Source organism: Pectobacterium artocarpous, assembly GCF_046159765.1.
GTDB lineage: Bacteria > Pseudomonadota > Gammaproteobacteria > Enterobacterales > Enterobacteriaceae > Pectobacterium.
Genome location: NZ_JBJXVK010000024.1, coordinates 1 through 26399, shown reverse-complemented (window position 1 = coordinate 26399; position 26399 = coordinate 1). Strand labels below are relative to the sequence as shown.

Sequence of the window (26399 nt, the reverse complement as noted above, 5' to 3'; positions counted from 1 at the left end):
GATTCTCATGGACTATACCCCACGTTTACAACCTGCCCGGCTGATTAAGCGTTACAAACGCTTTTTGGCCGATGTCGTGACCCCGGAAGGCAAGGAGCTCACACTGCACTGCGCCAATACGGGGGCGATGACGGGCTGTGCCACGCCCGGCGATACCGTCTGGTATTCAACGTCTGATAATCCTAAGCGTAAGTACCCGCAGAGCTGGGAACTGACGGAAACACAACAACATCACTGGATTTGTGTCAATACTCTGCGAGCCAACACATTATTGTACGAAGCCTTATTGGAAAATCGCATAGAAGAGCTGGCGGGCTACCCGGTTATAAAAACGGAAGTGAAATACGGTACGGAAAATAGCCGAGTCGATTTGCTTTTACAGGCGCCGGGTAAGATTGACTGCTATATTGAGGTGAAATCCGTCACATTATTGCAACATGAATGTGGTTACTTTCCCGATGCAGTTACACTCAGAGGGCAGAAGCATCTTCGTGAGCTGCAACAGATGGTTTCCAATGGAAAACGCGCGGTGCTGTTTTTCGCCGTGCTCCATTCAGGAATCCAGCAGGTTTCTCCCGCCCGGCATATCGATTCACGTTATGCGGAATTATTTACAGAAGCGCAGCGGGCAGGGGTTGAAATTTTATGTTACGGTTCCACATTATGCCCTGACGGTATTACATTGACGCACAAGCTACCGTTGTTGGGATGAAGTAAAAGCATTGCATAACACGCCAAACGCACCATAAACGGCGTAACACATTGTTTATTATTTAATGTATACCCTAAATAATTCGAGTTTCAGGAAGGTGGCAAGAGAAGGAGTCCCGATGAGCTTACTCAAGTAAGTGATTCGGGTGACTGAACGTAGCCAACACACATGCAACTTGAAGTATGACGGGTTAAGCAGGTTGTTCCTCACACTTTATCAGGCCGGTGTCAGGAAGCATTGCCAACCCCATCTCCATCTGCTATTTATAGCGGCCTGTTTTTTCCCCCTTTGGGGGCCGATATACCCAGATAGCTGAAGTTCTGGTCAACAACGCCGCAACTTCACTGCATAAAAGGGTATTATGCGTGTCGTGTTATGTAGGAGAAGCAACATGCAAGAAGGGCAAAACCGTAAGACATCTTCTCTGAGCATTCTCGCAATTGCCGGAGTAGAGCCGTACCAGGAGAAGCCGGGCGAAGAGTATATGAACGACGCTCAGTTGGCTCATTTCAAGCGTATTCTTGAAGCATGGCGCAACCAACTCATGGATGAAGTGGATCGTACTGTATCGCATATGCGCGATGAAGCCGCTAACTTCCCCGATCCCGTGGATCGTGCGGCTCAGGAAGAAGAGTTCAGTCTCGAACTGCGTAACCGTGACCGTGAGCGCAAGCTGATCAAGAAAATCGCCAAAACGCTGGTGAAAATCGAAGAAGAGGATTTCGGATTCTGTGAATCCTGTGGCGTCGAGATTGGCATCCGTCGTCTGGAAGCACGTCCGACTGCCGATCTGTGTATCGACTGCAAAACCCTGGCTGAGATACGCGAAAAGCAAATGGCAGGATAATCTTCCTGCTCAGAATCGGCTCCTGCCCGTTGCAGGGGCCGACTCCAGGCACGCTACCGCTGATGAATAATGATGTTCATCACGCTATCTTCTGTCTGGATAAAACGCTGACGAGATAGCACTGACCTCTTATGTCTGGAACAGCTTGTTTTATACAAAAAATTAGTTTTACCGAAAAAAACAGTTTTACTGAAACTACGCCTTCTCCTGAAACGAATCCCTTTACTGAAACCAACCGCTACGTCGGGCGTTTTGCCCCTTCTCCCTCTGGGGACCTGCATTTTGGCTCACTGATCGCCGCACTGGGTAGTTATCTTCAGGCACGTTCCCAACAAGGTCGCTGGCTGGTACGTATTGAAGATATCGATCCGCCACGGGAAATTCCCGGAGCCGCCTCCCGCATACTTGCACAGCTAGAACACTACGGCCTGCACTGGGATGGCGATGTGGTTTACCAGTCACAGCGTCATGCGCGTTACCGTGAGATCCTTCAGCATCTTCAACAGCAAGGTATAAGCTATTACTGCACCTGTACGCGTAGCCGTATTCAGCAGTTGGGCGGACACTATGACGGCTATTGCCGGACGCGCAACCTGCCCGCCGATAATGCGGCGCTGCGCCTGCATCAGACGACGCCGGTATTTCACTTTCACGATAGATTGCGTGGCGATCTGTATGCCGACACGGCTCTCGCGCAGGAAGATTTTATTATCCATCGTCGCGACGGGCTGTTTGCCTATAATTTGGCCGTCGTGATCGACGATAACGATCAGGGAATTACGGAAGTCGTGCGCGGTGCCGATCTTATCGAGCCGACGGTGCGGCAAATTTCGCTCTATCAGCAGTTAGGCTACGCGATCCCCACCTATGTGCATCTGCCGCTGGTTCTGAATACCGAGGGAAATAAACTTTCCAAACAGAATCATGCACCGGCGCTGCCGAATAGCGATCCGCGTCCCGTGCTGCTTGCCGCACTGAAATTTCTGAATCAACCGCTGCCGGAAAACGGGCAAGACATGACGCTTTCCGCACTGCTGGCATGGTCTGTCGCGCACTGGTCCCTTGATATCGTCCCGTTACAGGCGGCAATAAACGCGTCCGCGATCACATCAGCATTCTCAAAGGGACATTGGTGAGCTATGATTAGCCGCTATTTTTCATGGCGCGCCATCCTTAGCCGCCCCTTTGGGGGGCGACGCCAATGCTGTGCTGTTGATCTATCCATCACTATCGAGGTGTATTATCTTTTCCCGAGTTGCTAATTTTTGTCGTAAAGTACTGAACCGTGAGAACGAAATGGTCGAATCAGAGGAAACGCGTCAGAACCTGACGGTGATCCCGCGTGACCAACACACTATTTCACGCAGCGACATCAGCGATAACGCGCTGAAAGTACTTTATCGCCTGAACAAAGCGGGCTACGAGGCTTATCTGGTTGGCGGCGGCGTACGCGACCTGCTGCTGGGTAAAAAGCCAAAGGATTTTGATATCACCACTAACGCTACGCCCGATCAGGTACGCAAGTTGTTCCGCAACTGTCGTTTAGTTGGACGTCGTTTCCGTCTCGCCCATATCATGTTCGGGCCAGAGGTGATTGAAGTTGCCACGTTCCGTGGTCACCACGATCAGCATCAGGAACAGCAGGAAAGCAAGAATTCTTCTCAGCAGGCTCAGAGCGGCATGCTGCTGCGCGACAATATTTTCGGCTCGGTTGAAGAAGACGCCCAGCGCCGCGATTTCTCGATCAATAGCCTCTATTACAGCATTTCTGACTTCACCGTTCGCGACTATACCGGAGGCCTGAACGACCTGCGTCAGGGCGTCATCCGTATGATTGGCGATCCTGAAACGCGCTACCGTGAAGATCCGGTGCGCATGCTGCGCGCCGTCCGTTTCGCGGCCAAGCTGAACATGACGGTCAGCCTAGAAACCGCCGAACCCATTCCTCGTCTGGCTTCGCTGCTGCACGATATCCCTGCGGCGCGTATGTTTGAAGAGTCACTGAAACTGCTTCAGTCAGGCTATGGCTATCCAACCTATAAAATGCTGTGTGAATATCAGTTGTTCCAGCCGCTTTTCCCGCTGTTGAGCCGCCATTTCACACCAAATGGCGATTCCACGCTGGAGCGCATGATTGCACAAGTGCTGAAAAACACCGATCAGCGTCTGCAAAACAATATGCGGGTCAATCCGGCATTTTTGTTCTCCGCCATGCTGTGGTATCCGCTGATTGAGCATGCACAAAAGCTGGCTCAGGAAAGCGGTTTGGCCTACTTTGATGCCTTCTCGCTGGCAATGAACGATGTGCTGGATGAACAGTGCCGTTCTCTGGCGATTCCTAAGCGTATCACCTCTTTAGTTCGCGATATCTGGCAACTGCAAATGCGCCTGTCTCGTCGTCAGGGGAAACGCGCTTATAAGCTGATGGAACACCCTAAATTCCGCGCCGCGTATGACCTGCTTTGCCTGCGTGCCGAAATTGAAAACCATCAGGAACTGCTGCGTCTGGCGCAGTGGTGGGGAGAATTCCAGGTTGCTGCACTGCCTCGTCAGCAAAACATGCTGAAATCGCTGGATGACGGTCCAATGCCACATCGCCGTTCCCGCCCTCGCCGTCCGCGTAAGCCAACAGCGGCACGCAGGGATCAAGCCTGATGACACGCGTGTATCTGGCGCTGGGCAGCAATCTTGCTCAGCCTTTACAACAGGTGCGTGCGGCGTTGTCTGCGCTGGATGCGATTCCCCATACTCGCGTCGTTTGCTGTTCCTCGTTTTACCGTAGTCGCCCGCTCGGCCCACAGGATCAGCCAGACTATCTCAACGCCGTCGTTGAACTGGAAACCGGGCTTGCAGCCGAATCGCTGTTGGATCGCACACAGGCCATCGAGCGGGAACAAGGCCGTGAACGCAAGGAACACCGCTGGGGCCCGCGCACGTTGGATCTGGACATTCTGCTGTTCGGCGATGACCAGATCCAGACTGAACGCCTGACCGTACCGCATTACGATATGAAACATCGTGAGTTTATGCTCTATCCGCTGGCGGAGATCGCCCCAGAACTGGCGTTCCCTGACGGCGAAACACTTGCCCAGCGGCTAACCCATGTCGACCGCAACGGCCTGACATTATGGGATAGACAATAAACAGGTGGAATAGCAAGTCCAACTGACCGCACCGCTTATCGATACCTCTCACACATCTGCAACTTGAAGCATGACGGGTATATCGCTACACGTCAGCTTACATTAGAATGTCCCCCTTAATTCTTCGCCCTATTGACATAGGAAGACCGTCATGAAACCGACGACTATCTCCCACTTGCGCCAATGGAAACAAGAGCAGCGAAAATTCGCTACGATTACCGCTTACGACGCCAGCTTTTCTCGCCTGTTTTTTGAACAAGGTATTCGCGTGATGCTGGTGGGTGACTCTCTGGGAATGACCGTACAAGGTCACGACTCCACATTACCCGTGACCACAAACGATATCGTTTACCACACACAGTGTGTCCGCCGCGGTGCCCCGCTGGCGCTGGTTCTCTCCGATATGCCTTTTATGACCTATGCCACGCCAGAACAAACATTCAGTCAGGCCGCGGAACTGATGCGTGCAGGCGCGAATATGGTGAAGCTGGAAGGCGGAAGCTGGCTTGCCCCAACGATAAAAATGCTGACTGAACGCGCTGTGCCGGTCTGTGGTCATCTGGGCTTGACGCCGCAGTCTGTTAACATCTTCGGCGGCTATAAAATTCAGGGCCGGAGCGAAAGCGATGCCAATCAACTCCTGGCCGATGCGCTTGCGCTTGAAGAAGCGGGAGCACAGTTGCTCGTGCTGGAATGTGTGCCGGTTGCACTGGCTAAACGTATTACGGACGCGCTGTCGATTCCGGTGATCGGCATTGGCGCTGGCAACGTGACCGACGGGCAGATTCTGGTCATGCATGATGCTTTCGGCATTACCGGTGACAACACGCCTAAGTTTGCCAAGAACTTTCTGGCGCAAAGTGGGGGGGATATCCACGCGGCTGTGCGTTTGTATGCACAAGAAGTCGAACAGGGTGTCTACCCAGCCGAAGAACATTCATTTCATTGAGAACACTCGTTTCATTAAAAAACGAGCATTCCGTTAATCGGACTTATACCTTAAATAATTCGAGTTGCAGGACAACGGCAAAGCATTTTTGAACAGCGTTTGCGCTGGCCCCAATGGGGCGAGGCACACGCCAGTGTGCCGAGTAACGTAGCCAACGCACATGCAGCTTGAAGTATGACGGGTATATTTTTTAGGAGTACGAGTGTGTTAATAATCGAAACCCCTCTGCTGCTGCGCCGCGAAGTCCGTCGCTGGCGTCAGGAAGGGAAACGTATTGCTTTGGTTCCCACCATGGGTAATTTACATGACGGGCACATGACACTGGTCGATGAAGCCAGGGCACTCGCCGATATCGTTATTGTCAGCATTTTTGTCAATCCCATGCAGTTTGAGCGGCCAGATGATTTAGCCCGCTACCCCCGGACATTGCAGGAAGACTGCGAGAAATTGAATCGTCGCGGTGCCGATCTGGTTTTCGCTCCTAGCCCGAATGTGATATACCCAAATGGACTGGAATCGCAAACGTTTGTCGATGTGCCAGGGCTGTCTTCCATCCTGGAAGGCGCCAGCCGTCCCGGCCATTTCCGAGGCGTAGCCACCATCGTTAGTAAGCTGTTCAATCTGGTACAGCCGGATTTAGCCTGCTTCGGTGAGAAAGATTATCAGCAGCTAGCACTGATTCGACAACTCGTCCGCGATATGGGTTATGACATTGATATCATTGCCATTCCTATCGTGCGTGCAAAAGATGGGTTGGCATTGAGTTCACGCAATGGCTATCTTAGTGCCGAAGAACGCCAGCTGGCACCGAAACTTTATCAGTTGATGATGGATCTGTCGGCACAGTTGGACAACGGCGATCGCCAGATAGACACATTACTGGAACAAACGGCAGAGAAGCTGCGCGATGCAGGCTTTACGCCTGATGAGCTATTTATTTGCGATGCGGATACGCTACAACCGCTGAACGCTGCCAGCACACGCGCTGTGATTTTGATGGCTGCCTGGTTAGGCAAGGCCAGATTGATTGATAACCACCAGGTCGATTTGACTGTATGAACCGAGGTAACAAAGCGATGATACGTACCATGCTGCAAGGCAAGCTGCACCGGGTGAAAGTGACTCAGGCTGACTTGCATTATGAAGGCTCTTGCGCCATCGATCAGGATTTTATGGATGCCGCTGGCATTCTGGAATACGAAGCGATTGATATCTACAACATTGATAACGGTCAGCGTTTTTCGACCTACGCCATTGTGGGCGAAAGAGGCTCACGGATAATCTCCGTGAACGGTGCCGCCGCACGCCTTGCCTGCGTAGGCGACAAACTGATTATCTGTTCCTACGTGCAGATGTCTGACGAAGAGGCCAAAAGCCACAGCCCGAAAGTGGCCTATTTCTCTGGCGATAACGAGCTGCAACGTCAGGCCAAAGCGATTCCGGTTCAGGTCGCCTGATCGCTAAGCTTCTGACGGAATACCCGGCGGTAGTAATGGATAGATCGTAAAGACGCTGCAAGTACGTCCTTGTAAGCTCGAGCCGCGCAGATAGGCATCTCATCCCTGAGATTCCCCCTTTAGGGCCGTCGCAAGCGACGTTCAAAAACGTTCCTGACGTTTTTGTCCCTGGCGCGGACGCTTTACTCTTCTATTCCATTACTGCCGTTTTCATTTCTTAAATCGGTTTTCCAAAAGGCTAACACGGTGCTACCACCGCCTTCTCATTCACATACTACGTCCGCAGCCCACGTCCGCGCTCAATCAGCCACCAGACCAGTAGATAAAACACCACGATAAAGGCAATCAGCACCGACATCGTAAACAGTAGCGGTACGTCCTGAATGCCGAGAAAACCGTAGCGGAAGCCACTGATCATGTACACTACCGGGTTCAGTTTAGAAACAACCTGCCAGAACGGCGGCAGTAACGTCAGTGAGTAAAACACCCCGCCCAGATAGGTCAACGGCGTTAACACAAACGTCGGAATCAGACTGATATCATCAAAGGTTTTCGCAAATACCGCATTCAACAGACCCGCCAGTGAGAACAGCGTCGCCGTCAGCAACAGCGTCAGAACAATGATCCACCAGGCATGAATATGCAACGGGACGAAGAGCAGTGACACTGCCGTCACCAGAATCCCCACACACAGGCCACGCGCGATACCACCGCCAACATAGCCCGCGATAATCACATGGGTCGGCACTGGCGCAACGAGCAGTTCTTCAATATTGCGCTGAAACTTGGCGCTGAAAAAGGAAGACGCTACGTTGGCATACGCGTTGGTGATCACCGCCATCATGATCAAACCCGGCACGATGAACTGCATGTAGGTAAACCCGTACATCTCACCGATACGTGAACCGATCAGGTTGCCAAAAATAATAAAATACAGCGTCATGGTGATCACTGGCGGCACCAGCGTCTGAATCCAGATCCGCCCAAATCGAGTGACTTCTTTCATCCAGATACTCTGTAGCGCCACCCAATACAAATGCATCATGCCTTTTCTCCTTTACCGCTTGTCCCATTCACCAGCGTGACAAACAGCTCTTCCAACCGGTTCGCTTTATTACGCATACTCAATATCGTTATCCCCTGTGCGTTGAGCTGGCTGAATAACGCATTCAAACCTTGCTCACGCATGACATCGACTTCCAGCGTTGACGTGTCCGTCAGGCGGAATGTGTAACCTTCCAACTGCGGCAGTGGGCTTTTCGCCGCCAGATCGAAAATAAACGTTTCTGACTTCAACTTGCCAAGCAACTGCTTCATTGAGGTATTTTCCACCAGTTCTCCGTGCTGGATGATCCCAATATTACGGCATAGCATTTCCGCTTCTTCCAGATAGTGCGTCGTCAGGATAATCGTAGTACCTTGCGCGTTCAGCGCTTTCAAAAAGCCCCACATGGAACGACGTAATTCGATATCCACGCCCGCTGTCGGTTCATCAAGAATCAGCAGTTTAGGCTCATGCATTAACGCACGCGCAATCATCAGGCGACGCTTCATCCCACCGGACAACATCATCGCCTTTTCGCTACGTTTCTCCCACAGATCGAGCTGTTTCAGGTATTTTTCCGCACGCTGCAAAGCATCCTGACGCTTCACGCCATAGTAGCCCGCCTGGTTAACCACAATCTGTAATACCGTTTCGAAGTAGTTGAAGTTAAATTCTTGCGGAACCAGTCCCAGTTGGCGCTTCGCATTCACTTTATCTAGCTCAAGGTCATAGCCGAAGACGCGAACTTTACCGGCGGTTTTATTCACCAACGAGCTGATAATGCCAATCGTCGTGGATTTCCCCGCACCATTCGGCCCCAGCAGCGCGTAGAAATCCCCTGCTTCCACGTTCAGGTCGATCCCCCGTAACGCCTTGACGCCTCCTGGATAGGTTTTGGTTAATTGCGCCAGTTCCAGTGCATATGTCATAAGAAATGGATTACCTTATTATCAGTGAGTTCTACAGATTCAACGTGTGACAAAAATATACTCTAAATAATTCAATTTTCAGGCAGGCGGCACGAGAAGGACCAATTCGTCGGGAACGAATTTGACCAGCCAACGGCTGGCCTCCGGTGAGAGACAGGATGTCTCTCATTTCATCCCGATGAGCTTACACAAGTAAGTGATTCGAGTGAGTGAACGCCGCCAACGCACATGCAACTTGAAGTATGACAAGTATAAACTATCGTTTTTCAAACGACGCGTGTTGCCTTATATTACTCCCCACTGCCCCTTGTTTGTTACAGGTCATTTACTTTCATGAAAGAAATTGAAACGCTCATCGCGAACAACCAGCTTTGGTCTAACACGATGGTGGAAGAGGATCCTGGCTACTTTGAACGTCTGGCGCAGGCACAACGCCCCCGTTTTCTATGGATTGGATGCTCGGACAGTCGCGTACCTGCGGAAAGTCTGACCAGCCTTGAGCCTGGTGAACTGTTTGTTCACCGCAATGTCGCCAATCTGGTTATTCACACAGACCTCAATTGCCTGTCTGTCGTGCAATATGCCGTCGAAGTTCTCGAAGTCGAACACATCATCATCTGCGGCCACTACGGCTGCGGCGGTGTTCAGGCGGCGGTGGAAAACCCGGAGTTAGGTTTGATTAACAACTGGCTACTGCATATCCGTGATTTGTGGTACAAGCATAGTTCGCTGCTGGGGGAATTGCCTCCTGAACAGCGCCTGAACACGCTCTGTGAAATCAACGTTGTCGAGCAGGTGTATAACCTCGGCCACTCCACGATCATGCAGTCCGCATGGAAGCGTGGGCAAAAAGTCACGATCCACGGTTGGGTGTACGGCATTCAGGATGGCCGTCTGCGCGATCTGGAAGTAACGGCGACCAACCGGGAGACGCTGGAACAGCGTTATCGCCGCGCGATTTCCTCTCTGCCTTGATTCGCAGCCTGACGCCCACTCGCTGGGCGTCGCTTACGGCATCAGCCTTATCTTCATTATTCCTGTGGAACAACCTTGCCGACGTAAGGTAAATGGCGATAGTGCTGGGCATAGTCGATGCCGTAACCCACAACGAACTCATCAGGAATTGAGAACCCAACCCATTCGACTTTTACCGCCACTTCACGGCGCTCCGGTTTGTCCAGCAGCGTACAGATAGCCAGCGATTTCGGCTCACGCAGTTGCAGAATTTCCCGCACTTTGCTCAGCGTATTACCTGAATCGATAATGTCTTCAACGATCAGCACGTCTTTACCGCGAATATCTTCATCCAAATCTTTCAGGATCTTCACATCGCGCGTACTGTTCATACCGCTGCCATAGCTGGATGCCGTCATGAAATCCACTTCGTGAGGGACGTCGATCGCCCGGCATAAATCGGCCATAAAGATAAACGATCCGCGCAATAGCCCCACCAGCACCATATCGCTGCCGCTATTACGGTAGTGTTCGCTGATCTGTTGCCCCAGTTCGGTAACCCGCGCCATCACTTCCTGCTCAGAAATCATGACTTCCACGGTATGTTTCATCATACTGATAACTCTTTGAAGTAAGGTATTCAGCACCATCGGAAAATAACAGACTCATTATTGATGATGCGCCAATGCTGATGTTTGAAATAAAGACGTTTACATCAGTCTGGGCAATGCCCAGGCGCGCGAAGTATATCAGAAACCACACCACGAAGGAGACATCATGAGCACAGCATCCGTGGATGTTTGCTACAAAGTGAATGCCCCACTTTCCAGTCAGCAGTTCATTGAGCTGTTGGCGAAAACCTCATTGGGGCCACGCCGTCCGCTGGATGATGAGACAGCGATTGCAGGTATGCTTAAGCACGCCAACCTGCTGGTTTCCGCCTGGCAAGGGGAGACGCTGGTGGGAATTGCGCGTAGCGTGACCGATTTTCATTTTTGCTGTTATCTGTCCGATCTAGCGGTGTCAGAGGACTGTCAGCATGCGGGAATAGGCAAGAAGCTGATTCAACAAACCGCTCAGCAGCTTGAAAAAGGCTGCAAAATCATTTTACTGGCCGCGCCGCTGGCGGTGGATTACTACCCGAAATTAGGATTTGAAAAGCACAACAGCACATGGCTCATGCCAGCGGCAGATCTACACGAGGCGTAATCATTGCTTTTCAGGGCCGTCAGTCGGACTGCTGACGGCAAGTAAAGCAGGATACAAGACCGGTGGATCCGTTTTAATGCTTAAACGCACCTGCTGCCCCGGTTCAAACCAGTTGCCGGTCTGCACTAACAGCATCAGTTCCCCTAACTTTACCCGATACAAATTGGATGTGCCCATAAACAGCCGATCTTCGATTGACGCCGGACCGTCGGGGTCAAGCGCCAGCGCGATGTCTGCCGGGCGCACCATCCAGTCGCACGGCGAATCGATCGGCTGATTGAGCGGATGTGTCGCATGGTGATCGCCCAATGGGCTCTGCCATTGGTGGTCGCTCATAATTTTCACGGGCAAATAGTTGGTATTCCCCATAAAATTAGCCACAAAACGGCTATTCGGGCGATGGTATAGTTCGGAGGGATAGCCCTGCTGCATAATCCTCCCTTCATCCAGCAGGATCAGGTGATCGGCACAAGCAAAGGCTTCCTCTCGGCTATGGGTAGCGAAAACCGCCGCGACATAACGCTGTTTGAGCACCTGCCGCAACTCGGTGATCAGGCGATAGCGAGTTTGGCTGTCCAGTCCGGGAAACGGTTCATCCAGCAACAGCAATTTCGGCTCGCAGGCCAGCGCGCGGGCAATCGCCAGACGCTGTTGCTGTTCATTCGATAGTTCGTGTGGATAACGTGCGGCGACATCTTCCAGGTGTAAAAGCGCGAGCATCTCCGCACAGATTGGTTTTACTTCACTTTCGGGGCGGCCATATAACCCAAACGCAATGTTGCCTTCCACCGTCAGATGCGGAAAGAGCGCATAATCCTGAAAAATCAGTCCAACCTGACGCCGCTCCGGCAAAACATACTCTTGCGGTGAGCTGATGGGCTCGCCTTCCAGCAGAATCTTGCCCTGAGTGATCGGCAGCAGGCCCGCTATCACCTGTAATAGCACCGTTTTGCCGCAGCCGTTTCGGCCCAACAGGCAGATCGTCTCATCGTCACGCACGGTAAATGAAATATTCTCCAACACGGGAGACTGTTGCAACGTACAACTGACTGCCTGAACGCTCAGAATATTTATCGACGCGGCCATGTGATTATCCTTTTATATTCAGTACGCGATGCAGCCAGAAAACCGGTATCAGCCCCACAGCGACTAACACCAGCGCTGGAAAAGCGAATGACGCAATCTGCTCACTCGCCGTAAAGCGAAAAACATACATTGCCAACGTATCAACGCCAAAAGGACGCAACACCAGCGACACATTCAGCTCTTTCATGCTTTCCGTGAAAATCAGCAGCGCCCCGATGAACAAGCTGCGGCGCAACAGCGGAATATGCACGCGTGACCAACGACTAAAGGGAGAAGCCCCCAGCACAAGGCTCGCACTGTCCAGCGACAGTGGAATAGCCGCCATGCTGCGCTCCAGGCTGTCCAGCATCAGGCGTCCAAATTTAACGCTATAGGCGAGGATGAGAATAAACAGCGATCCCGCCAGAAAAGCATCCGCAGTGGGTAACCCTACGGTACTGGCAAACAGATTAATCCCGTTATCCACCAGCGACAGCAACGCAAAAAGCCCAACGGCCAGTACCGCGCCTGGCAAGGCAAAGCTCAGGCTGACTAACCGAATCGGCATCTGATTGACCCCTCCCCCAGCCATGCGCGTGTAGAAGATAAACGACAACGCTATCAGCGTGATAATGGTTGTCGCCGCAGCAGACGCCAACAGGCTATTCATCATTGCATGGAGGAACGCCATATCCCATACTGACATCATGTGGCGGAGAGTCTGAAAGAGTAGATACATAACCGGGAACAGGAACGACAGACAAACGATTCCCCAGCAGTAGACACGCACCACCCTGCTACGCCATCCATTCAACTCGGGCGGAACCACCGGAGTAGTCGTGGCTTGTGCCTGATAAATTCGTTGCTTCCGACGCCAGAAATTAACCATAAACATCAAGAGAAAGATCGCGGGCAAAATCAACACGCCAAGACGCGCCGCCGCCCCTAAATCGCCTTGCGCCTGCCAGATATCTAGCACCTGTGTTGTCATGGTGGGAATACCAAGGTAAGACGCGGTGCCATAATCCCCCAGCGTCTCCACAACCACCAGCGCGCCACCACAGGCGATCGCAGGTAGCGCAAGAGGTAAACATAAGCGGCGGAATACCTGAGTGCGCGTCTGATTCAGCAAACGAGCAGAATGGATGAGGCTCGCAGGCTGTTTTACCAGCGCTTCACGCACCAACAGATAAATGTAGGGATACAATACCAGCGCCAGTATCAGACTTACGCAACCCAGCGAAACGGGTAGCCCAGCAACGTAGGATGTTACCCATGATGAGACTATCGGCAGCCCACCTTCTTGCAACAACAGCGAAAAGTGCCGTAATACATCGGTATAAAGATAGGCAAGCAGGAACGCGGGCATCGCGAGCGGTAGGCAAAGCGCCCATTGCAACACGCGATGGCCGGGAAAGCGGTACATGGCGATAAACCAGGCTGAAGTCAAGCCAAACAGTAAGCTGAAGAAAAGCGTACCCAGTACGATAACCGCTGAATGTAGTAGGTAGGTGGGTAACCCGATTTGCCACAGTTGGGTAAATCCCATCCCGTTGACGAAAAAAGCCTGATAGAAAACCGTTGCTAAAGGAAGCAGCAACAGTCCCGCCAACAACCAACTACTGACGCGCCAGACACCGGAGAGCATAGAATAAAAACTGTGTTAGATGAGATCGTTGTTATTAATAACAGAGCCTGACGGCGGCGTCATCGTATCAAACAGCGATAAATGCGCTTTAATTCTGCGATTAACACGAAATGATTTTCATCACCGGGCAGAAATAAAATAAAAAATAGTGATTTCAGTGCATTACACTTCTCACTTTCTCACTCTTTCCAGTGCCATTTTTTATCGCAATCAGAGGTTTCCCGTAAGAAAACTTGGAACCTCATGGAATATCTGTGATAACGTCATCTAACAACATTTAGAACAGGTTCAACCATGAAAAACTCTGCGCTGGCTCTGCTCCTGCTAAGCCTGATGAGCTTCTCTTCCGCCAGCAAGGCGCTGAATGAATTTGAAGCGGAAGATCTCGCCGATCTGACCGCGATCTTTGTTTATCTGAAAAACCACTGTGGCTATCAGGATCTGCCGAATGAGCAGATTCGTCGGACGCTGGTCGCCTTTGCTCAGCAGAACCGCTGGGATCTCAGCAACTACAGCGCTTACAACATGAGCGCGATGGGTGAAGACAGCTATCGCGACCTGAGTAACATCGCTATCCCGACCCCGAAAAAATGCCAGTCTCTGGCACGTAATTCGCTCGGTTTACTTTCCTACGCGCAGTAACGCCCTTCATCCTCCTCCGCGCTGACTGAAATTTGACCGTGCAAGCGGTAAAAGAGTCGGCTATGATGGCGCGCCAATTTTCATGGCTGTTATCGCGGAGGAGGCCCTAACATGTCCCAGAAAGAAATTTGGTATGAAACCCTGCATGCCAACTTTGGCCAGTACTTTTCGGTTGATCGCGTGCTGTATCACGAGAAGACCAATCATCAAGATCTCATTATTTTTGAAAACGATGCATTGGGCCGCGTGATGGCGCTCGACGGCGTGGTACAAACCACTGAACGCGATGAGTTCATCTATCATGAAATGCTCACCCATGTCCCCCTTCTGTCACACGGCAACGCCAAACGCGTCCTGATTATCGGTGGCGGCGATGGCGGGATGCTGCGGGAAGTCAGCCGACACCGCAGCGTCGAACATATTACGATGGTGGAAATCGATGCGGGCGTGGTGGAGTTCTGTCGTCAGTACCTGCCTAATCACAGCGCCGATAGCTATGACGATCCCCGTTTTACTCTGGTGATTGATGACGGCGTTAACTTCGTCCGACAGTGTAGTGAAAAGTTTGACGTCATCATTTCCGACTGTACTGACCCCATCGGCCCCGGCGAAAGCCTATTCACTTCCGATTTCTATCAGGGCTGCGCCCGCTGCCTGAACGAAGGCGGGGTTTTCGTTGCGCAGAATGGCGTGTGTTTCCTGCAACAGGATGAAGCCGTCGGCAGCCATAAAAAACTCAGCCACTATTTCAGTGACGTCAGCTTTTATCAGGCGGCGATCCCGACTTACTATGGCGGCATTATGACGTTCGCCTGGGCCAGCAATAATCCAGCGCTGCGCTCGGTAGATGCCACCACGCTACGCCAGCGTTTTACGCAATCCGGTATCGTCTGTCGCTATTACACGCCTGATGTTCACCTCGGCAGCTTTGCCCTGCCACAGTATCTGTTGAGTGCGCTACAGAATGCGCAATAATCCATCACTTAGGATAATCACACAACCACAAGGGGGTGACTTAAATTGCACAAGCTGAAACTACACGGCTTTAACAACCTGACGAAAAGCCTGAGTTTTTGTATTTACGATATCTGTTACACCAAAACGGCCGACGATCGTGACGGTTATATCGCCTATATCGACGAACAATATAACGCTAACCGTTTAACAGAAATCCTCACTGAAACCTGCTCAATTATCGGCGCCAACGTCCTGAACATCGCACGTCAAGACTATGAACCACAAGGCGCCAGCGTGACCATTCTGGTCAGCGAAGAACCTATCGATCCGCGAGATGTCGATACCTCCGAACACCCAGGGCCGCTACCCCATTCCGTCGTCGCGCATCTGGATAAAAGCCATATCTGTGTTCATACCTATCCAGAAAGCCACCCGGAAGGCGGGCTTTGTACCTTCCGCGCAGATATCGAAGTGTCTACCTGTGGCGTGATTTCACCGCTCAAGGCGCTTAACTACCTCATCCACCAGCTTGAATCCGATATTGTGACCATCGACTATCGCGTGCGGGGATTTACCCGTGATGTCAATGGCATAAAACATTTCATCGATCACCAGATCAACTCGGTTCAGAACTTCATGTCCGAGGACATGAAATCGCTCTATCACATGATGGACGTGAACGTGTATCAGGAAAATATCTTCCATACCAAGATGTTATTGAAAGACTTCGACCTGAAACACTACTTGTTCAACGTCAGCCCAGAAGAACTCAGCGCTGCCGAGCGGAAAAGAATCACCGATCTGCTGTATCACGAAATGCAGGAAATCTATTACGGCAGAAACCTGCCGGTCCTGTAATCGATGGCCTCAGGCAGCGTTGCTGCCTTTGATAAACCGCACTCCCGAGATACCCGGGGCTATCACGGTGCGAGGTATCCCTGCGGGAACCTCATCACCGTGCTTCCCCTAATATCAGGCATTGCCATCAACCAGACCGACCTTTATCTTCTCGCCGTCTTTCCCTTTTATTTTTTCGCACACTATTTCGTCAAAAATGATGCGACTCACATTTATTTCTTTCTGCATTTTTTACTTGCATTCTCTACCAGCCTTGCTGCATCTGGGTTTGCGTCAATTTGTATAAGGTCAACAAAAAATCATATATCTTGTGTGGTTGAAATTTAAAACACCCACATCTAGTATTATTTGTGTGGCGCTCGCATAACGAGTCGCTACCCAGTGGATCGGTTCGGGTGCACATACCCTGAGGATAGCCGCTCCGACATACTTCCTTCACGCCAAAAGGTAAATACGAATCATGCGTATTACTATTTTCACTAAGCCAGATTGTGTTCAATGCAACGCCACATGCCGCGCACTGGATAAACAAGGAATTCACTATCAACTGGTGGACTTAACTGAAGATCAACAGGCGTTACAGCAGGTAAGAGCATTGGGCTATCAGCAGGTGCCCGTCGTGATGACGGCCGACGATCACTGGAGCGGCTTCCGCCCGGATAAGCTCAGTACTCTGAACACTGCCTTGCAATTGCAGTAAGGGGGCAATATGAACCCGCTGGTCTATTTCTCCAGCCAGTCGGAAAACACGCATCGCTTCATTTCTAGGGTGGGTTTACCCGCCCTGAGAATCCCGATAGCGACAGAACAGCCTGCATTGAAAGTTGATCGCCCCTATATTCTGGTTGTCCCCAGCTACGGCGGAGGCAGCACGAAAGGGGCTGTACCGCGCCAGGTCATCATCTTTCTCAACGATCCGCACAATCGCGCTTATCTGCGCGGCGTGATTGCCGCAGGCAATACCAATTTCGGTGCAGCGTATTGCATCGCCGGCGACATCATTGCGCAGAAATGTCAGGTGCCTTACCTGTACCGCTTTGAATTGCTTGGCACGGCAGAAGACGTTGCAAACGTGCGTAAAGGAGTAACTGAATTTTGGCAACAACAGACCACGTGAGTGCAAAGGCAACCAAGACCGACTCGGATGCCCACTCGCTTGATTACCATGCGCTAAACGCGATGCTGAATCTCTACGACACAGAGGGGAATATCCAGTTTGAGATGGATAAGCTCGCAGCTCGCCGTTATTTCCTGCAACATGTAAACCAGAACACCGTGTTCTTCCACAATCTGGAAGAAAAGCTGCGTTATCTGGTGGAAGAAGGCTACTACGAAGCAGACGTGCTGGACCAATATCAGTTTGATTTCATCAAAAGCCTTTTCCAGCAGGCTTACGCTCACAAGTTCCGCTTTCAGACTTTTTTAGGCGCGTTCAAATACTACACCGGCTATACGCTCAAAACCTTTGATGGCAAACGCTATCTGGAACGGTACGAAGATCGCGTCTGCCTCGTGGCATTGACCCTAGCCAAAGGGGATACCGCACTGGCTAGTGCGCTGGTCGACGAAATTATCAGCGGACGCTTCCAGCCGGCCACCCCTACCTTCCTCAACTGCGGTAAAAAGCAGCGCGGCGAACTGGTCTCCTGCTTCCTATTGCGTATTGAAGATAATATGGAGTCGATTGGTCGAGCGATTAACTCTGCGCTCCAACTCTCAAAACGCGGCGGCGGCGTAGCTTTCATGCTCAGTAACATCCGCGAAACCGGTGCGCCGATCAAGCGTATAGAAAACCAGTCGTCCGGCATTATCCCGATCATGAAAATGCTGGAAGATGCGTTCTCCTATGCCAACCAGCTTGGGGCGCGTCAGGGCGCTGGAGCGGTGTATCTCCATGCGCATCACCCAGATATTCTGCGTTTTCTGGATACCAAGCGGGAAAATGCCGATGAGAAAATCCGTATCAAGACCCTGTCTCTGGGGGTCGTTATCCCCGATATCACATTCCAGTTGGCGAAGAACAATCAGGTGATGTACCTGTTCTCGCCCTATGATGTTGAGCAGGTTTACGGCGTGCCGCTGTCAGAAATCAGCGTCACCGAAAAATACCACGAGATGGTCAACGACAAGCGCATCCGTAAATCCCAAATCAAAGCGCGCGAGTTTTTCCAGATTCTCGCCGAAATCCAGTTCGAGTCCGGTTATCCCTATATGATGTTTGAGGATACGGTGAACCGCGCGAACCCGATTCACGGCCGCATCAATATGAGCAATCTGTGCTCAGAGATTTTGCAGGTCAACGATGCCAGCCTGTACAACGACGATCTCGGTTATCGCCACATCGGCAAGGACATTTCCTGTAACCTCGGCTCAATGAATATTGCCAACGCGATGGCCTCGCCTGATTTCGGCCAGACGGTTGAAATGGCGATCCGCGCCCTGACCGCCGTTTCCGACATGAGCCACATCCGCTCTGTGCCCTCTATCGAAAAAGGCAACGACGAATCACACGCCATTGGTTTAGGCCAGATGAACCTGCATGGCTATCTGGCGAAAGAGCGTATTTTTTATGGCACAGAAGACGCCATCGATTTTACCAACATCTATTTCTACACCGTCGCGTTTCACGCGATTCGGGCATCGAATGCGTTAGCAGTAGAGCGGAATCAACGCTTCTCAGGCTTCGAGCATTCCAAATACGCCACGGGCGAGTATTTTGATAAATACGTTGAGCAGCGTTGGGAACCGACAACGGCACGCGCACGCGAGCTGTTTGAACAGGCCGGCATCCACATTCCTACTCAGCAGGATTGGGCGGCGCTACGCGAATCCGTGATGGCGCATGGCATTTATAATCAGAATTTGCAGGCAGTTCCGCCGACCGGTTCGATTTCCTATATCAACCACTCGACGTCCAGCATTCATCCGATTGTGTCACGTATCGAAATTCGTAAAGAGGGCAAGATCGGCCGCGTCTACTACCCTGCCCCTTACATGAATAATGACAATCTGGAGTATTACCAGGATGCCTATGAGATCGGGCCACAGAAGATTATCGATACCTACGCCGCCGCGACACAGCACGTCGATCAAGGGCTGTCGCTGACGCTGTTTTTCCGCGATACCGCCACCACGCGTGACATCAATAAAGCGCAGATCTACGCCTGGACCAAAGGTATTAAGACTATTTACTACATTCGCATACGGCAGATGGCGCTCGAAGGCACCGAAGTTCAGGGCTGTGTGTCCTGTTCGCTATAAGCCATCGCGGAAGGAAATCGAAGCATGACCGCACTCACTCGCGTCCAGGCGATTAACTGGAACAAAATCGAAGACGACAAAGATTTGGAAGTCTGGAACCGCCTGACCTCTAACTTCTGGCTGCCAGAAAAAGTGCCGCTTTCCAACGATATTCCATCTTGGAGTACGTTGAATGCCCGCGAACGTCAGTTGACGATTCGCGTTTTCACCGGGCTGACGCTGCTGGACACCATCCAGAATACGCTGGGGGCGCCGACGCTCATGCCCGATGCCGTCACGCCGCATGAAGAAGCGGTGCTGTCTAACATCAGCTTTATGGAAGCGGTACATGCCCGCTCGTACAGCTCGATTTTCTCGACGCTGTGCCTGACCAGCGAAGTGGATGACGCCTATCGCTGGAGTGAAGAGAATCCGGCGCTACAGAAGAAGTCCGACATTATTCTGTCACACTACCGCAGTGACGACCCACTGATGAAGAAAGTCGCCAGCGTGTTTCTGGAGTCGTTCCTATTTTACTCCGGCTTCTACCTGCCGATGTACTGGTCGAGCCGCGCCAAGCTCACCAACACAGCGGATTTGATCCGGCTCATCATCCGCGACGAAGCGGTACACGGATACTATATCGGCTACAAATTCCAGCGCGGGTTGGCGAAGGCCGATCCCGCTCGCCAGCAGCAGGTGAAAAATTTTGCCTACGACCTGCTACAGGATTTGTACGACAATGAGGTGTTGTATACGCAAGAACTCTATGACGGCGTCGGCTGGACGGAAGATGTGAAGAAATTCCTCCACTACAACGCGAACAAAGCGCTGATGAATCTGGGCTATGAAGCGCTTTTCCCCGCCAGTATGACAGATGTGAATCCCGCGATCCTCTCAGCGCTATCGCCAAACGCGGATGAGAACCACGATTTCTTCTCTGGCTCCGGTTCATCTTATGTGATCGGTAAGGCCGTCAATACCGAAGATGAAGATTGGGATTTCTAAAAAATGGCCACCGCTTTTCGTGTGGCCACATTTTTTCTACTACCCTTTATTGCCGGGCTAGAAATGAAAAAACCCTGAACCATTGCTGATTCAGGGTCTTCATATAAGTGGCGGAACGGACGGGGCTCGAACCCGCGACCCCCTGCGTGACAGGCAGGTATTCTAACCAACTGAACTACCGCTCCACTCGTGCTCACTGAGCGGGATGAATACTAAGATGATGGTACTATTACGTCAATGCTTTTTATAACTAATCGTTTCTGTTTGCTTATAATTTCATCTTACTGATTATTCTCTCACCCGCAGTGTGAGCAAACTCTCCATTTCGCTACGTCAAGGTCGGTACTTCGACGATATTATTCAGCCCGCCACAGGCAGCTACCACCTTTTTTCGCAATCAAATCCAGACGCTGTTCATGTGCTAACAGTTCAGCCTCATCTGCATAAAGCACCTTTAATGCCGATTGAGGGCGAACAATTCTCTGGATTGTTTCGGTATTCTCACTCTTCTGCTGCGTTTCACTTTCCATCGAGAAAGTCAGAGACGTTTGACCACCGGTCATCGCCAGATACACTTCTGCCAGAATCTCGGCATCGAGCAATGCACCGTGCAGCGTACGCTTGCTGTTGTCTATCTGGTAGCGGTCGCAGAGCGCATCCAAACTATTGCGCTTGCCGGGAAAGATCTTCCGCGCCATCAACAGGCTATCGGTGATCTTACAGAACGTCTCCGTCTTGGGAATATCCCGGTTCAGCAACCGAAATTCGTAATCCATAAAGCCGATATCAAACATTGCGTTATGAATGACCAGCTCCGCTCCACGGATAAAATCGAGGAAATCATCCACAATATCGGCATACGTCGGTTTATCAGCAAGAAACTCATCGCTGATACCATGTACGTTATACGCTTCGGGATCCACTAAACGATCGGGTTTGATGTAGACGTGAAAATGACGGCCTGTCAGGCGGCGGTTAATCACTTCAACCGCACCGATCTCGATAATTTTATGTCCCTCGTAGTGAACCCCCAGTTTATTCATACCGGTGGTTTCTGTATCTAGGACGATTTGTCGCGTAATTTCAGTGCTCATCGTTTTCGTTTATGTCAGACTTGCCGTTTTTACCATAAGCGAGAGTCTACCAGAGATGCGTAAACAGGTAGAAATTTTCACCGACGGATCGTGCCTCGGTAATCCCGGCCCCGGCGGTTATGGCGCCCTGCTGCGCTACAAGCAGCACGAAAAACCGTTAAGTGCAGGCTATCGTCTTACGACAAATAACAGAATGGAGCTGATGGCCGCTATTGCAGCACTTGAAACGTTGACGACCGCGTGCGATGTGGTGCTCTGCACTGACAGCCAATATGTTCGTCAAGGGATAACCAGTTGGATTCATAACTGGAAAAAACGGGGTTGGAAAACCGCCGACAAAAAACCGGTCAAAAACGTCGATCTTTGGCAAAGGCTGGATACCGCGATTCAACGCCATTCTGTGCGCTGGGAGTGGGTAAAAGGACACGCCGGGCACCCTGAAAATGAGCGCTGTGATGAACTCGCTCGCGCCGCCGCGAGTGCGCCAACGCTTGATGACACGGGTTATCAGGCAGAGTAAATCACCGTAGGCGTCAGCCTCATCTCCGATATATCTTTGTTGCGCCCACCGTGCGGCGCACTGATGCTTTACGCAGTCGTGCTCTCATCGGTGTAAATGTCAGCGGAATCGTGCGCTTTCGGGCAATAATCAGCGTCAGACATCCCAGCATCGGAATATGTTTATTCAGCTTCCCTTTATTTCTTCGCCATGGCGTAACGTGAAAATGCGTCTGATGGATCACCTCGTAGTTCAATAGTCCCAGCCAGTCCCTGATACGCATTTGCGTAAACATGCGACTACAATAGGGATGCTTTTTATTGAGTCTGGGAATCAATTTACCCAGTCCGACCAGGCTGATCGGATTAAATATGCTCAGGATTAGCCAACCATCATCGACCAAGACACGATCCACTTCCCGCAAAATACGATGCGGATCAGATGAATAAGACAGCGTTTGGGCTAACAAACAGGCATCTATCGACTTTTCAGAGAAAGGCAACTGATGAGCATCGGCAACGACCTGAAGATTCTCACCGTGGGGAGCAACGTTAACCTGATGCGCGATAGCACACTCTGCCACGTAGATTTCCGCGCTCAGGGCCCCTATCTTGAGGAGATGAAAACCAAAGAGTTTTGGCCACCATGGTAACAAAGCCAGTTCAAGCGACTCGCGATAAAATTGCCCACAGGTGATATCATCCCATGAATCAGGTGCAACAATGGTCTGAGGGATTTGTGCCGATTTCATCTTATGTTCTCGTCCTCAGGCTGCTAGCAAAAAGAGGTGATGAATGAATCTTATCAGTATCCCCGCACTTCAGGACAACTACATTTGGCTATTGAGCAATAAAGAAAATCGCTGTGTGATCGTCGATCCTGGTGAAGCGCCACCAGTGCTTGACGCACTCGCTCAACACACGCTTTTTCCTGAAGCCATCTTGCTCACTCACCACCATAACGACCACGTGGGGGGCGTCACTGAGATCCTCAAACATTATCCTAATCTGCCTGTTTTTGGCCCAAAAGAAACCGCTAAATGCGGCGCAACCTGCCTAGTAGGGGAAGGAAATACCGTCTCTTTGTTAAATTCGGAATTTTCTGTGATAGAGGTTCCAGGGCACACATCTGGTCATATTGCTTACTATAGCGCGCCATTTTTGTTTTGTGGCGACACACTGTTTTCAGCAGGATGTGGTCGAATTTTTGAAGGCACACCAAATCAAATGTATGAATCAATTCAGAAAATAGCAAATCTTCCTGATGATACTGTGGTGTGCTGTGCCCATGAATACACACTATCAAACTTAAAGTTTTCTAATGACATATGGCCCGAAGATCAAAGTATTGAAGTTTATCTCCATAAAATCAGCCAGATACGAGAAAAATCACAGTCTAGTTTACCAACAACATTAGGGCTGGAGAGAAGAATCAACTTATTTCTCCGCTGTCATGAAATTGATTTAAAAAGGAAATTATCAAAGGAACCTGAAAATATAGAGAATTGGCAAGTTTTTCAGATGCTACGCAGCAAGAAAGACTGCTTCTGAAGGTTTAGGTTGTGCTATTCACCTAATCAAAGTATCCTTGCTCGTCTTTTAAGCAACTATTGACCAACATATGAAGGCTACAGCGATAATCATCGCCTCAGTCTTGCTGGCGGGTTGTCAGGTCTCACCCCATGACACCTCGCAACCTAAACAGCATGCACAGAGTTTGTCTTCGGCAAGTCAAAGTGAAGCAGGAAAGTACACAGATGACCGAGAGGCCTCCGCGCGATGGCTAGATGACGATAGTCTCGCGCAACGAGATCTGTGGAACTTCATTGGCGACGAGCTGAAGATGGAGGTTCCGGATAACGCCCGGATCCGCAAGCAAAAAATGCGTTATTTGAAAAATAAGAGCTATCTCCACGATGTAACATTACGGGCAGAGCCGTACATGTACTGGATAGTCGAGCAGATTAAGCAACGTAAAATGCCGATGGAACTGGTACTACTACCCATAGTGGAGAGCGCTTTTGATCCAAGTGCCACATCATCCGCCAATGCCGCTGGGCTATGGCAGATTATCCCTGGTACAGGACGTAATTATGGTTTGAAACAAAATCAATGGTACGACGGGCGTCGCGACGTGATTGCGTCTACGACGGCTGCGCTGAATATGATGCAGCGGCTCAACACCATGTTTAATGGCGACTGGTTATTAACTGTTGCGGCTTATAACAGTGGTGAAGGTCGTGTCATGCAGGCGATGAAAGCGAATAAAGCGAAAGGAAAATCAACCAACTTCTGGGCACTAGCGTTACCACGTGAAACGTCAATTTATGTCCCTAAGATGCTGGCCCTGAGCGATATTCTGAAAAACAGTAAGAAGTACGGCGTAAGCCTGCCGCAACCCAATGAAAACCGGGCATTAGCAAAGGTTGAGCTGGGGCAGCAGATAGAGCTGACGCAAGCCGCTGAGATGGCTGGTCTGTCGTTGAATAAGCTGAAGAGCTATAACTCGGGCTATAAACGTAATGTTACCGCACCAAACGGGCCACATTACATTATGGTTCCTAAAGCTCATGTTGAGCAGTTGAAAGACTCACTGGCTGATGGAGACATCGCATCGATTCAGCCAACACGCTTAGTGCAAACGCAGCCAACGCCAGCGTCACAGCAATATAAGGTTCGCTCAGGTGATACTTTATCAGCAATCGCAGCGCGGCTTAATGTCAGCACGAAAGATTTGCAAAGCTGGAACAATCTGCGTAGTGCTGGCGTGCTCAAGGTTGGTCAAACGCTGCAAGTTGCCAAAGTTTCAGGCAATAGCAGCTCTATCACCTATCAGGTACGGAAAGGTGATTCACTAGCTAGCATCGCTAAGCGCCACGGCGTAAATATTGCTGATGTGATGCGGTGGAATACTGTGATCAACAAGAATGCCAACATCCAGCCAGGCGATCGTCTGACACTTTATGTTAGCAGCAATATAAAGCCTGATTCTTAACGTCATATCTGAATCAGTAACGAGAAACAGCCCTCCTACAGATGTAGAGGGCTGTTTTTTATGGCTATTAGATCAGGCTAAACTCGACGAGCAATGGGTTATGATCAGATGCCTGAGTCACCAATACGGAAGATTGGTTAACGGCCAGTTCACGATAAAAGACGAAATCCAGCGGTCGACCAAACCCCTTGCGCCGCCGATCATCAACAAAATGTACCTCCTGCAATCCCATCCTTGTCGCAAACCGATTAAGTGCGTTGATACGCTGCTGACTCCATGCATTAAAATCCCCAGCCATGATTGCTGGCCCTTGATGGTGTACGAGCTGCTCCCCAATTGCAGCCAGCTGCTTGGTATACACCTCAACGCCAAAACTAAAGTTAACAGCATGGATATTGATAACCATCAGCCTTTGCCCATTCTGAAGCGCATAGACCGTCACCAGAGAGGACTTGGCCAAACGCAACAAGGGCTCTCTTTCACGTAAAGGACAGCAATATACCGGCTGAGCAGCTGACAGCGTCATCACACCAGATGGATGTTGCGGGAGAATAATGGCGGGCACCTGATCGGCAGAGAGGTAGTTACTGGTTGCAAAACGGATGAGGTCTGGCGTACTTTGCGCCTCCTGCAACAGGACTAGCTGAGTACCTTTACCGAAATTCTGTAGAACAGAAAGCCAATTCATTCGTTGTTGCTTGAAAATATTCCACACCATGACGCGCAAAACATCTCCCTCCAGCAACAATGAGCCTGTCGGTAGCGCTTGCCCCGGATAATGCATTTCCCCAGGAGGAAAGATACGCTCAACTGGTTGGCCAGCAACATACCTCATTGCATAGGTTTTCTTCCGCACGCCTTATCCACTATCAGTTTTAATACACTAAATACCCTATCAAAAAAGAACGCTCTTTTGTTATAAGAATTTTATCGCAGACTTGCAATGTACGCCTGGAAATAGAGAAGGGAAAAACGAAATGGTGAGCAAAAACAAAAAGTAAGAGGAAGATAAAAAGAGGAATTCATCTAAAAGATTCTAATATCTAAATATGCAAAAAGCCCTAAGCTAATGCTTAGGACTTTTTGCATAATAAGTGGCGGAACGGACGGGGCTCGAACCCGCGACCCCCTGCGTGACAGGCAGGTATT

At 50.7% G+C, this 26399-nt stretch carries 28 protein-coding genes and 1 tRNA gene; 20 read left to right on the top strand and 9 right to left on the bottom strand.

Going from position 1 to position 26399, the window contains the following annotated elements; translation table 11 throughout:
• Window positions 1–7: 7 nt before the first annotated feature.
• The 8 genes from sfsA to panD all read left to right on the top strand — a co-directional run bounded on the left by sfsA (window position 8) and on the right by panD (window position 7108).
• The gene (sfsA, locus tag ACKQAD_RS15580; protein ID WP_409160987.1) at window positions 8–712 is read left to right on the top strand and encodes a DNA/RNA nuclease SfsA; all 705 of its coding nucleotides are present in this window, start codon (window positions 8–10) and stop codon (window positions 710–712) included.
• A 391-nt stretch (window positions 713–1103) separates the two neighbouring features.
• Window positions 1104–1559: an RNA polymerase-binding protein DksA gene (gene dksA / locus ACKQAD_RS15575; RefSeq protein WP_010280759.1), complete on the top strand. Its 456-nt coding sequence runs from the start codon at window positions 1104–1106 to the stop codon at window positions 1557–1559.
• A gap of 131 nt (window positions 1560–1690) precedes the next feature.
• Complete coding sequence (gluQRS, locus tag ACKQAD_RS15570) at window positions 1691–2695, top strand: tRNA glutamyl-Q(34) synthetase GluQRS (protein WP_409160986.1); 1005 nt, start codon at window positions 1691–1693, stop codon at window positions 2693–2695.
• 106 nt (window positions 2696–2801) lie between these two features.
• The gene (pcnB, locus tag ACKQAD_RS15565) at window positions 2802–4214 is read left to right on the top strand and encodes a polynucleotide adenylyltransferase PcnB (RefSeq protein WP_409161031.1); all 1413 of its coding nucleotides are present in this window, start codon (window positions 2802–2804) and stop codon (window positions 4212–4214) included.
• Window positions 4214–4702: a 2-amino-4-hydroxy-6-hydroxymethyldihydropteridine diphosphokinase gene (gene folK, locus ACKQAD_RS15560; RefSeq protein WP_409160985.1), complete on the top strand. Its 489-nt coding sequence runs from the start codon at window positions 4214–4216 to the stop codon at window positions 4700–4702. Before pcnB ends, folK begins: the two co-directional genes overlap by 1 nt.
• 151 nt (window positions 4703–4853) lie before the next feature.
• The gene (panB, locus tag ACKQAD_RS15555; protein WP_409160984.1) at window positions 4854–5651 is read left to right on the top strand and encodes a 3-methyl-2-oxobutanoate hydroxymethyltransferase; all 798 of its coding nucleotides are present in this window, start codon (window positions 4854–4856) and stop codon (window positions 5649–5651) included.
• Between the two features lie 204 nt (window positions 5652–5855).
• The gene (gene panC, locus ACKQAD_RS15550) at window positions 5856–6710 is read left to right on the top strand and encodes a pantoate--beta-alanine ligase (RefSeq protein WP_409160983.1); all 855 of its coding nucleotides are present in this window, start codon (window positions 5856–5858) and stop codon (window positions 6708–6710) included.
• Between the two features lie 17 nt (window positions 6711–6727).
• Window positions 6728–7108 (top strand): aspartate 1-decarboxylase, encoded by a 381-nt coding sequence (gene panD, locus ACKQAD_RS15545; RefSeq protein WP_409161030.1) that lies wholly within the window; start codon window positions 6728–6730, stop codon window positions 7106–7108.
• A 274-nt stretch (window positions 7109–7382) separates the two neighbouring features.
• Here panD and ACKQAD_RS15540 read toward each other — a convergent pair whose 3' ends face one another.
• Window positions 7383–8153, bottom strand: coding sequence for an ABC transporter permease (locus ACKQAD_RS15540; protein ID WP_409160982.1), 771 nt, complete (start codon window positions 8151–8153; stop codon window positions 7383–7385).
• The gene (locus tag ACKQAD_RS15535) at window positions 8150–9082 is read right to left on the bottom strand and encodes an ABC transporter ATP-binding protein (RefSeq protein WP_409160981.1); all 933 of its coding nucleotides are present in this window, start codon (window positions 9080–9082) and stop codon (window positions 8150–8152) included. Before ACKQAD_RS15535 ends, ACKQAD_RS15540 begins: the two co-directional genes overlap by 4 nt.
• Window positions 9083–9415: 333 nt before the next feature.
• On the opposite strand from ACKQAD_RS15535, the gene can reads away from it, so the two are divergent.
• Window positions 9416–10057, top strand: coding sequence for a carbonate dehydratase (gene can, locus ACKQAD_RS15530; protein WP_039360896.1), 642 nt, complete (start codon window positions 9416–9418; stop codon window positions 10055–10057).
• A gap of 56 nt (window positions 10058–10113) precedes the next feature.
• Here can and hpt read toward each other — a convergent pair whose 3' ends face one another.
• Window positions 10114–10647, bottom strand: a complete 534-nt coding sequence (gene hpt, locus ACKQAD_RS15525) for a hypoxanthine phosphoribosyltransferase (protein WP_409161029.1) — start codon at window positions 10645–10647, stop codon at window positions 10114–10116.
• A 166-nt stretch (window positions 10648–10813) separates the two neighbouring features.
• Here hpt and ACKQAD_RS15520 point away from each other — a divergent pair, with 166 nt between their 5' ends.
• Window positions 10814–11245, top strand: coding sequence for a GNAT family N-acetyltransferase (locus ACKQAD_RS15520; protein WP_409160980.1), 432 nt, complete (start codon window positions 10814–10816; stop codon window positions 11243–11245).
• Here the strand turns inward: ACKQAD_RS15520 and ACKQAD_RS15515 are convergent, their stop codons facing one another.
• The gene (locus tag ACKQAD_RS15515) at window positions 11246–12331 is read right to left on the bottom strand and encodes an ABC transporter ATP-binding protein (protein ID WP_409160979.1); all 1086 of its coding nucleotides are present in this window, start codon (window positions 12329–12331) and stop codon (window positions 11246–11248) included.
• 4 nt (window positions 12332–12335) lie between these two features.
• The gene (locus tag ACKQAD_RS15510) at window positions 12336–13958 is read right to left on the bottom strand and encodes an ABC transporter permease (RefSeq protein WP_409160978.1); all 1623 of its coding nucleotides are present in this window, start codon (window positions 13956–13958) and stop codon (window positions 12336–12338) included.
• A 294-nt stretch (window positions 13959–14252) separates the two neighbouring features.
• On the opposite strand from ACKQAD_RS15510, the gene ACKQAD_RS15505 reads away from it, so the two are divergent.
• From ACKQAD_RS15505 to nrdF, 7 genes are all read left to right on the top strand, one after another.
• Window positions 14253–14600 carry a YacC family pilotin-like protein gene (locus tag ACKQAD_RS15505; RefSeq protein WP_409160977.1) on the top strand — a complete coding sequence of 116 codons (348 nt, stop codon included), beginning with the start codon at window positions 14253–14255 and terminating at the stop codon, window positions 14598–14600.
• A gap of 111 nt (window positions 14601–14711) precedes the next feature.
• On the top strand, window positions 14712–15575 hold the full coding sequence (gene speE / locus ACKQAD_RS15500; RefSeq protein ID WP_409160976.1) for a polyamine aminopropyltransferase: 864 nt from the start codon (window positions 14712–14714) through the stop codon (window positions 15573–15575).
• Window positions 15576–15620: 45 nt separating this feature from the next.
• Complete coding sequence (gene speD, locus ACKQAD_RS15495; protein ID WP_409160975.1) at window positions 15621–16415, top strand: adenosylmethionine decarboxylase; 795 nt, start codon at window positions 15621–15623, stop codon at window positions 16413–16415.
• 460 nt (window positions 16416–16875) lie between these two features.
• On the top strand, window positions 16876–17115 hold the full coding sequence (gene nrdH, locus ACKQAD_RS15490; RefSeq protein ID WP_409160974.1) for a glutaredoxin-like protein NrdH: 240 nt from the start codon (window positions 16876–16878) through the stop codon (window positions 17113–17115).
• Between the two features lie 9 nt (window positions 17116–17124).
• A complete protein-coding gene (gene nrdI / locus ACKQAD_RS15485) occupies window positions 17125–17532 on the top strand; it encodes a class Ib ribonucleoside-diphosphate reductase assembly flavoprotein NrdI (protein WP_010280810.1) in 408 nt (135 codons plus the stop codon).
• Complete coding sequence (gene nrdE, locus ACKQAD_RS15480; protein ID WP_409160973.1) at window positions 17511–19676, top strand: class 1b ribonucleoside-diphosphate reductase subunit alpha; 2166 nt, start codon at window positions 17511–17513, stop codon at window positions 19674–19676. Before nrdI ends, nrdE begins: the two co-directional genes overlap by 22 nt.
• 24 nt (window positions 19677–19700) lie before the next feature.
• Complete coding sequence (gene nrdF / locus ACKQAD_RS15475; RefSeq protein WP_015841298.1) at window positions 19701–20663, top strand: class 1b ribonucleoside-diphosphate reductase subunit beta; 963 nt, start codon at window positions 19701–19703, stop codon at window positions 20661–20663.
• 108 nt (window positions 20664–20771) lie between these two features.
• Here nrdF and ACKQAD_RS15470 read toward each other — a convergent pair.
• Both ACKQAD_RS15470 and dnaQ read right to left on the bottom strand, forming a co-directional pair.
• Window positions 20772–20848 (bottom strand) — tRNA-Asp (locus ACKQAD_RS15470).
• Window positions 20849–21019: 171 nt separating this feature from the next.
• Complete coding sequence (dnaQ, locus tag ACKQAD_RS15465) at window positions 21020–21757, bottom strand: DNA polymerase III subunit epsilon (protein WP_409160972.1); 738 nt, start codon at window positions 21755–21757, stop codon at window positions 21020–21022.
• Here dnaQ and rnhA point away from each other — a divergent pair.
• Entirely contained in the window at window positions 21711–22277 is a 567-nt protein-coding gene (gene rnhA / locus ACKQAD_RS15460; RefSeq protein WP_409160971.1) for a ribonuclease HI, read from the top strand. The two genes, dnaQ and rnhA, sit on opposite strands and share 47 nt — an antisense overlap.
• A gap of 19 nt (window positions 22278–22296) precedes the next feature.
• Here the strand turns inward: rnhA and ACKQAD_RS15455 are convergent, their stop codons facing one another.
• Entirely contained in the window at window positions 22297–23007 is a 711-nt protein-coding gene (locus ACKQAD_RS15455; protein ID WP_409160970.1) for a class I SAM-dependent methyltransferase, read from the bottom strand.
• A 43-nt stretch (window positions 23008–23050) separates the two neighbouring features.
• On the opposite strand from ACKQAD_RS15455, the gene gloB reads away from it, so the two are divergent.
• Together gloB and mltD are read left to right on the top strand one after the other, a co-directional pair.
• Window positions 23051–23806: a hydroxyacylglutathione hydrolase gene (gloB, locus tag ACKQAD_RS15450; RefSeq protein ID WP_409160969.1), complete on the top strand. Its 756-nt coding sequence runs from the start codon at window positions 23051–23053 to the stop codon at window positions 23804–23806.
• 70 nt (window positions 23807–23876) lie between these two features.
• Complete coding sequence (gene mltD, locus ACKQAD_RS15445) at window positions 23877–25250, top strand: murein transglycosylase D (RefSeq protein ID WP_409160968.1); 1374 nt, start codon at window positions 23877–23879, stop codon at window positions 25248–25250.
• 67 nt (window positions 25251–25317) lie between these two features.
• Here mltD and ACKQAD_RS15440 read toward each other — a convergent pair whose 3' ends face one another.
• Window positions 25318–26106 (bottom strand): endonuclease/exonuclease/phosphatase family protein, encoded by a 789-nt coding sequence (locus tag ACKQAD_RS15440; protein ID WP_409160967.1) that lies wholly within the window; start codon window positions 26104–26106, stop codon window positions 25318–25320.
• Between the last annotated feature and the right edge of the window lie 293 nt (window positions 26107–26399).

What these genes read in the sequence shown, in the direction of transcription:
- sfsA (WP_409160987.1), top strand. Translation starts at nt 8, where the DNA reads ATGGACTATACCCCACGTTTACAACCTGCCCGGCTGATTAAGCGTTAC.
- dksA (WP_010280759.1), top strand. Translation starts at nt 1,104, where the DNA reads ATGCAAGAAGGGCAAAACCGTAAGACATCTTCTCTGAGCATTCTCGCA.
- gluQRS (WP_409160986.1), top strand. Translation starts at nt 1,691, where the DNA reads ATGTCTGGAACAGCTTGTTTTATACAAAAAATTAGTTTTACCGAAAAA.
- folK (WP_409160985.1), top strand. Translation starts at nt 4,214, where the DNA reads ATGACACGCGTGTATCTGGCGCTGGGCAGCAATCTTGCTCAGCCTTTA.
- panB (WP_409160984.1), top strand. Translation starts at nt 4,854, where the DNA reads ATGAAACCGACGACTATCTCCCACTTGCGCCAATGGAAACAAGAGCAG.
- panD (WP_409161030.1), top strand. Translation starts at nt 6,728, where the DNA reads ATGATACGTACCATGCTGCAAGGCAAGCTGCACCGGGTGAAAGTGACT.
- ACKQAD_RS15540 (WP_409160982.1), bottom strand. Translation starts at nt 8,153, where the DNA reads ATGATGCATTTGTATTGGGTGGCGCTACAGAGTATCTGGATGAAAGAA.
- ACKQAD_RS15535 (WP_409160981.1), bottom strand. Translation starts at nt 9,082, where the DNA reads ATGACATATGCACTGGAACTGGCGCAATTAACCAAAACCTATCCAGGA.
- can (WP_039360896.1), top strand. Translation starts at nt 9,416, where the DNA reads ATGAAAGAAATTGAAACGCTCATCGCGAACAACCAGCTTTGGTCTAAC.
- hpt (WP_409161029.1), bottom strand. Translation starts at nt 10,647, where the DNA reads ATGAAACATACCGTGGAAGTCATGATTTCTGAGCAGGAAGTGATGGCG.
- ACKQAD_RS15520 (WP_409160980.1), top strand. Translation starts at nt 10,814, where the DNA reads ATGAGCACAGCATCCGTGGATGTTTGCTACAAAGTGAATGCCCCACTT.
- ACKQAD_RS15515 (WP_409160979.1), bottom strand. Translation starts at nt 12,331, where the DNA reads ATGGCCGCGTCGATAAATATTCTGAGCGTTCAGGCAGTCAGTTGTACG.
- ACKQAD_RS15510 (WP_409160978.1), bottom strand. Translation starts at nt 13,958, where the DNA reads ATGCTCTCCGGTGTCTGGCGCGTCAGTAGTTGGTTGTTGGCGGGACTG.
- ACKQAD_RS15505 (WP_409160977.1), top strand. Translation starts at nt 14,253, where the DNA reads ATGAAAAACTCTGCGCTGGCTCTGCTCCTGCTAAGCCTGATGAGCTTC.
- speE (WP_409160976.1), top strand. Translation starts at nt 14,712, where the DNA reads ATGTCCCAGAAAGAAATTTGGTATGAAACCCTGCATGCCAACTTTGGC.
- nrdH (WP_409160974.1), top strand. Translation starts at nt 16,876, where the DNA reads ATGCGTATTACTATTTTCACTAAGCCAGATTGTGTTCAATGCAACGCC.
- nrdI (WP_010280810.1), top strand. Translation starts at nt 17,125, where the DNA reads ATGAACCCGCTGGTCTATTTCTCCAGCCAGTCGGAAAACACGCATCGC.
- nrdF (WP_015841298.1), top strand. Translation starts at nt 19,701, where the DNA reads ATGACCGCACTCACTCGCGTCCAGGCGATTAACTGGAACAAAATCGAA.
- dnaQ (WP_409160972.1), bottom strand. Translation starts at nt 21,757, where the DNA reads ATGAGCACTGAAATTACGCGACAAATCGTCCTAGATACAGAAACCACC.
- ACKQAD_RS15455 (WP_409160970.1), bottom strand. Translation starts at nt 23,007, where the DNA reads ATGAAATCGGCACAAATCCCTCAGACCATTGTTGCACCTGATTCATGG.
- gloB (WP_409160969.1), top strand. Translation starts at nt 23,051, where the DNA reads ATGAATCTTATCAGTATCCCCGCACTTCAGGACAACTACATTTGGCTA.
- mltD (WP_409160968.1), top strand. Translation starts at nt 23,877, where the DNA reads ATGAAGGCTACAGCGATAATCATCGCCTCAGTCTTGCTGGCGGGTTGT.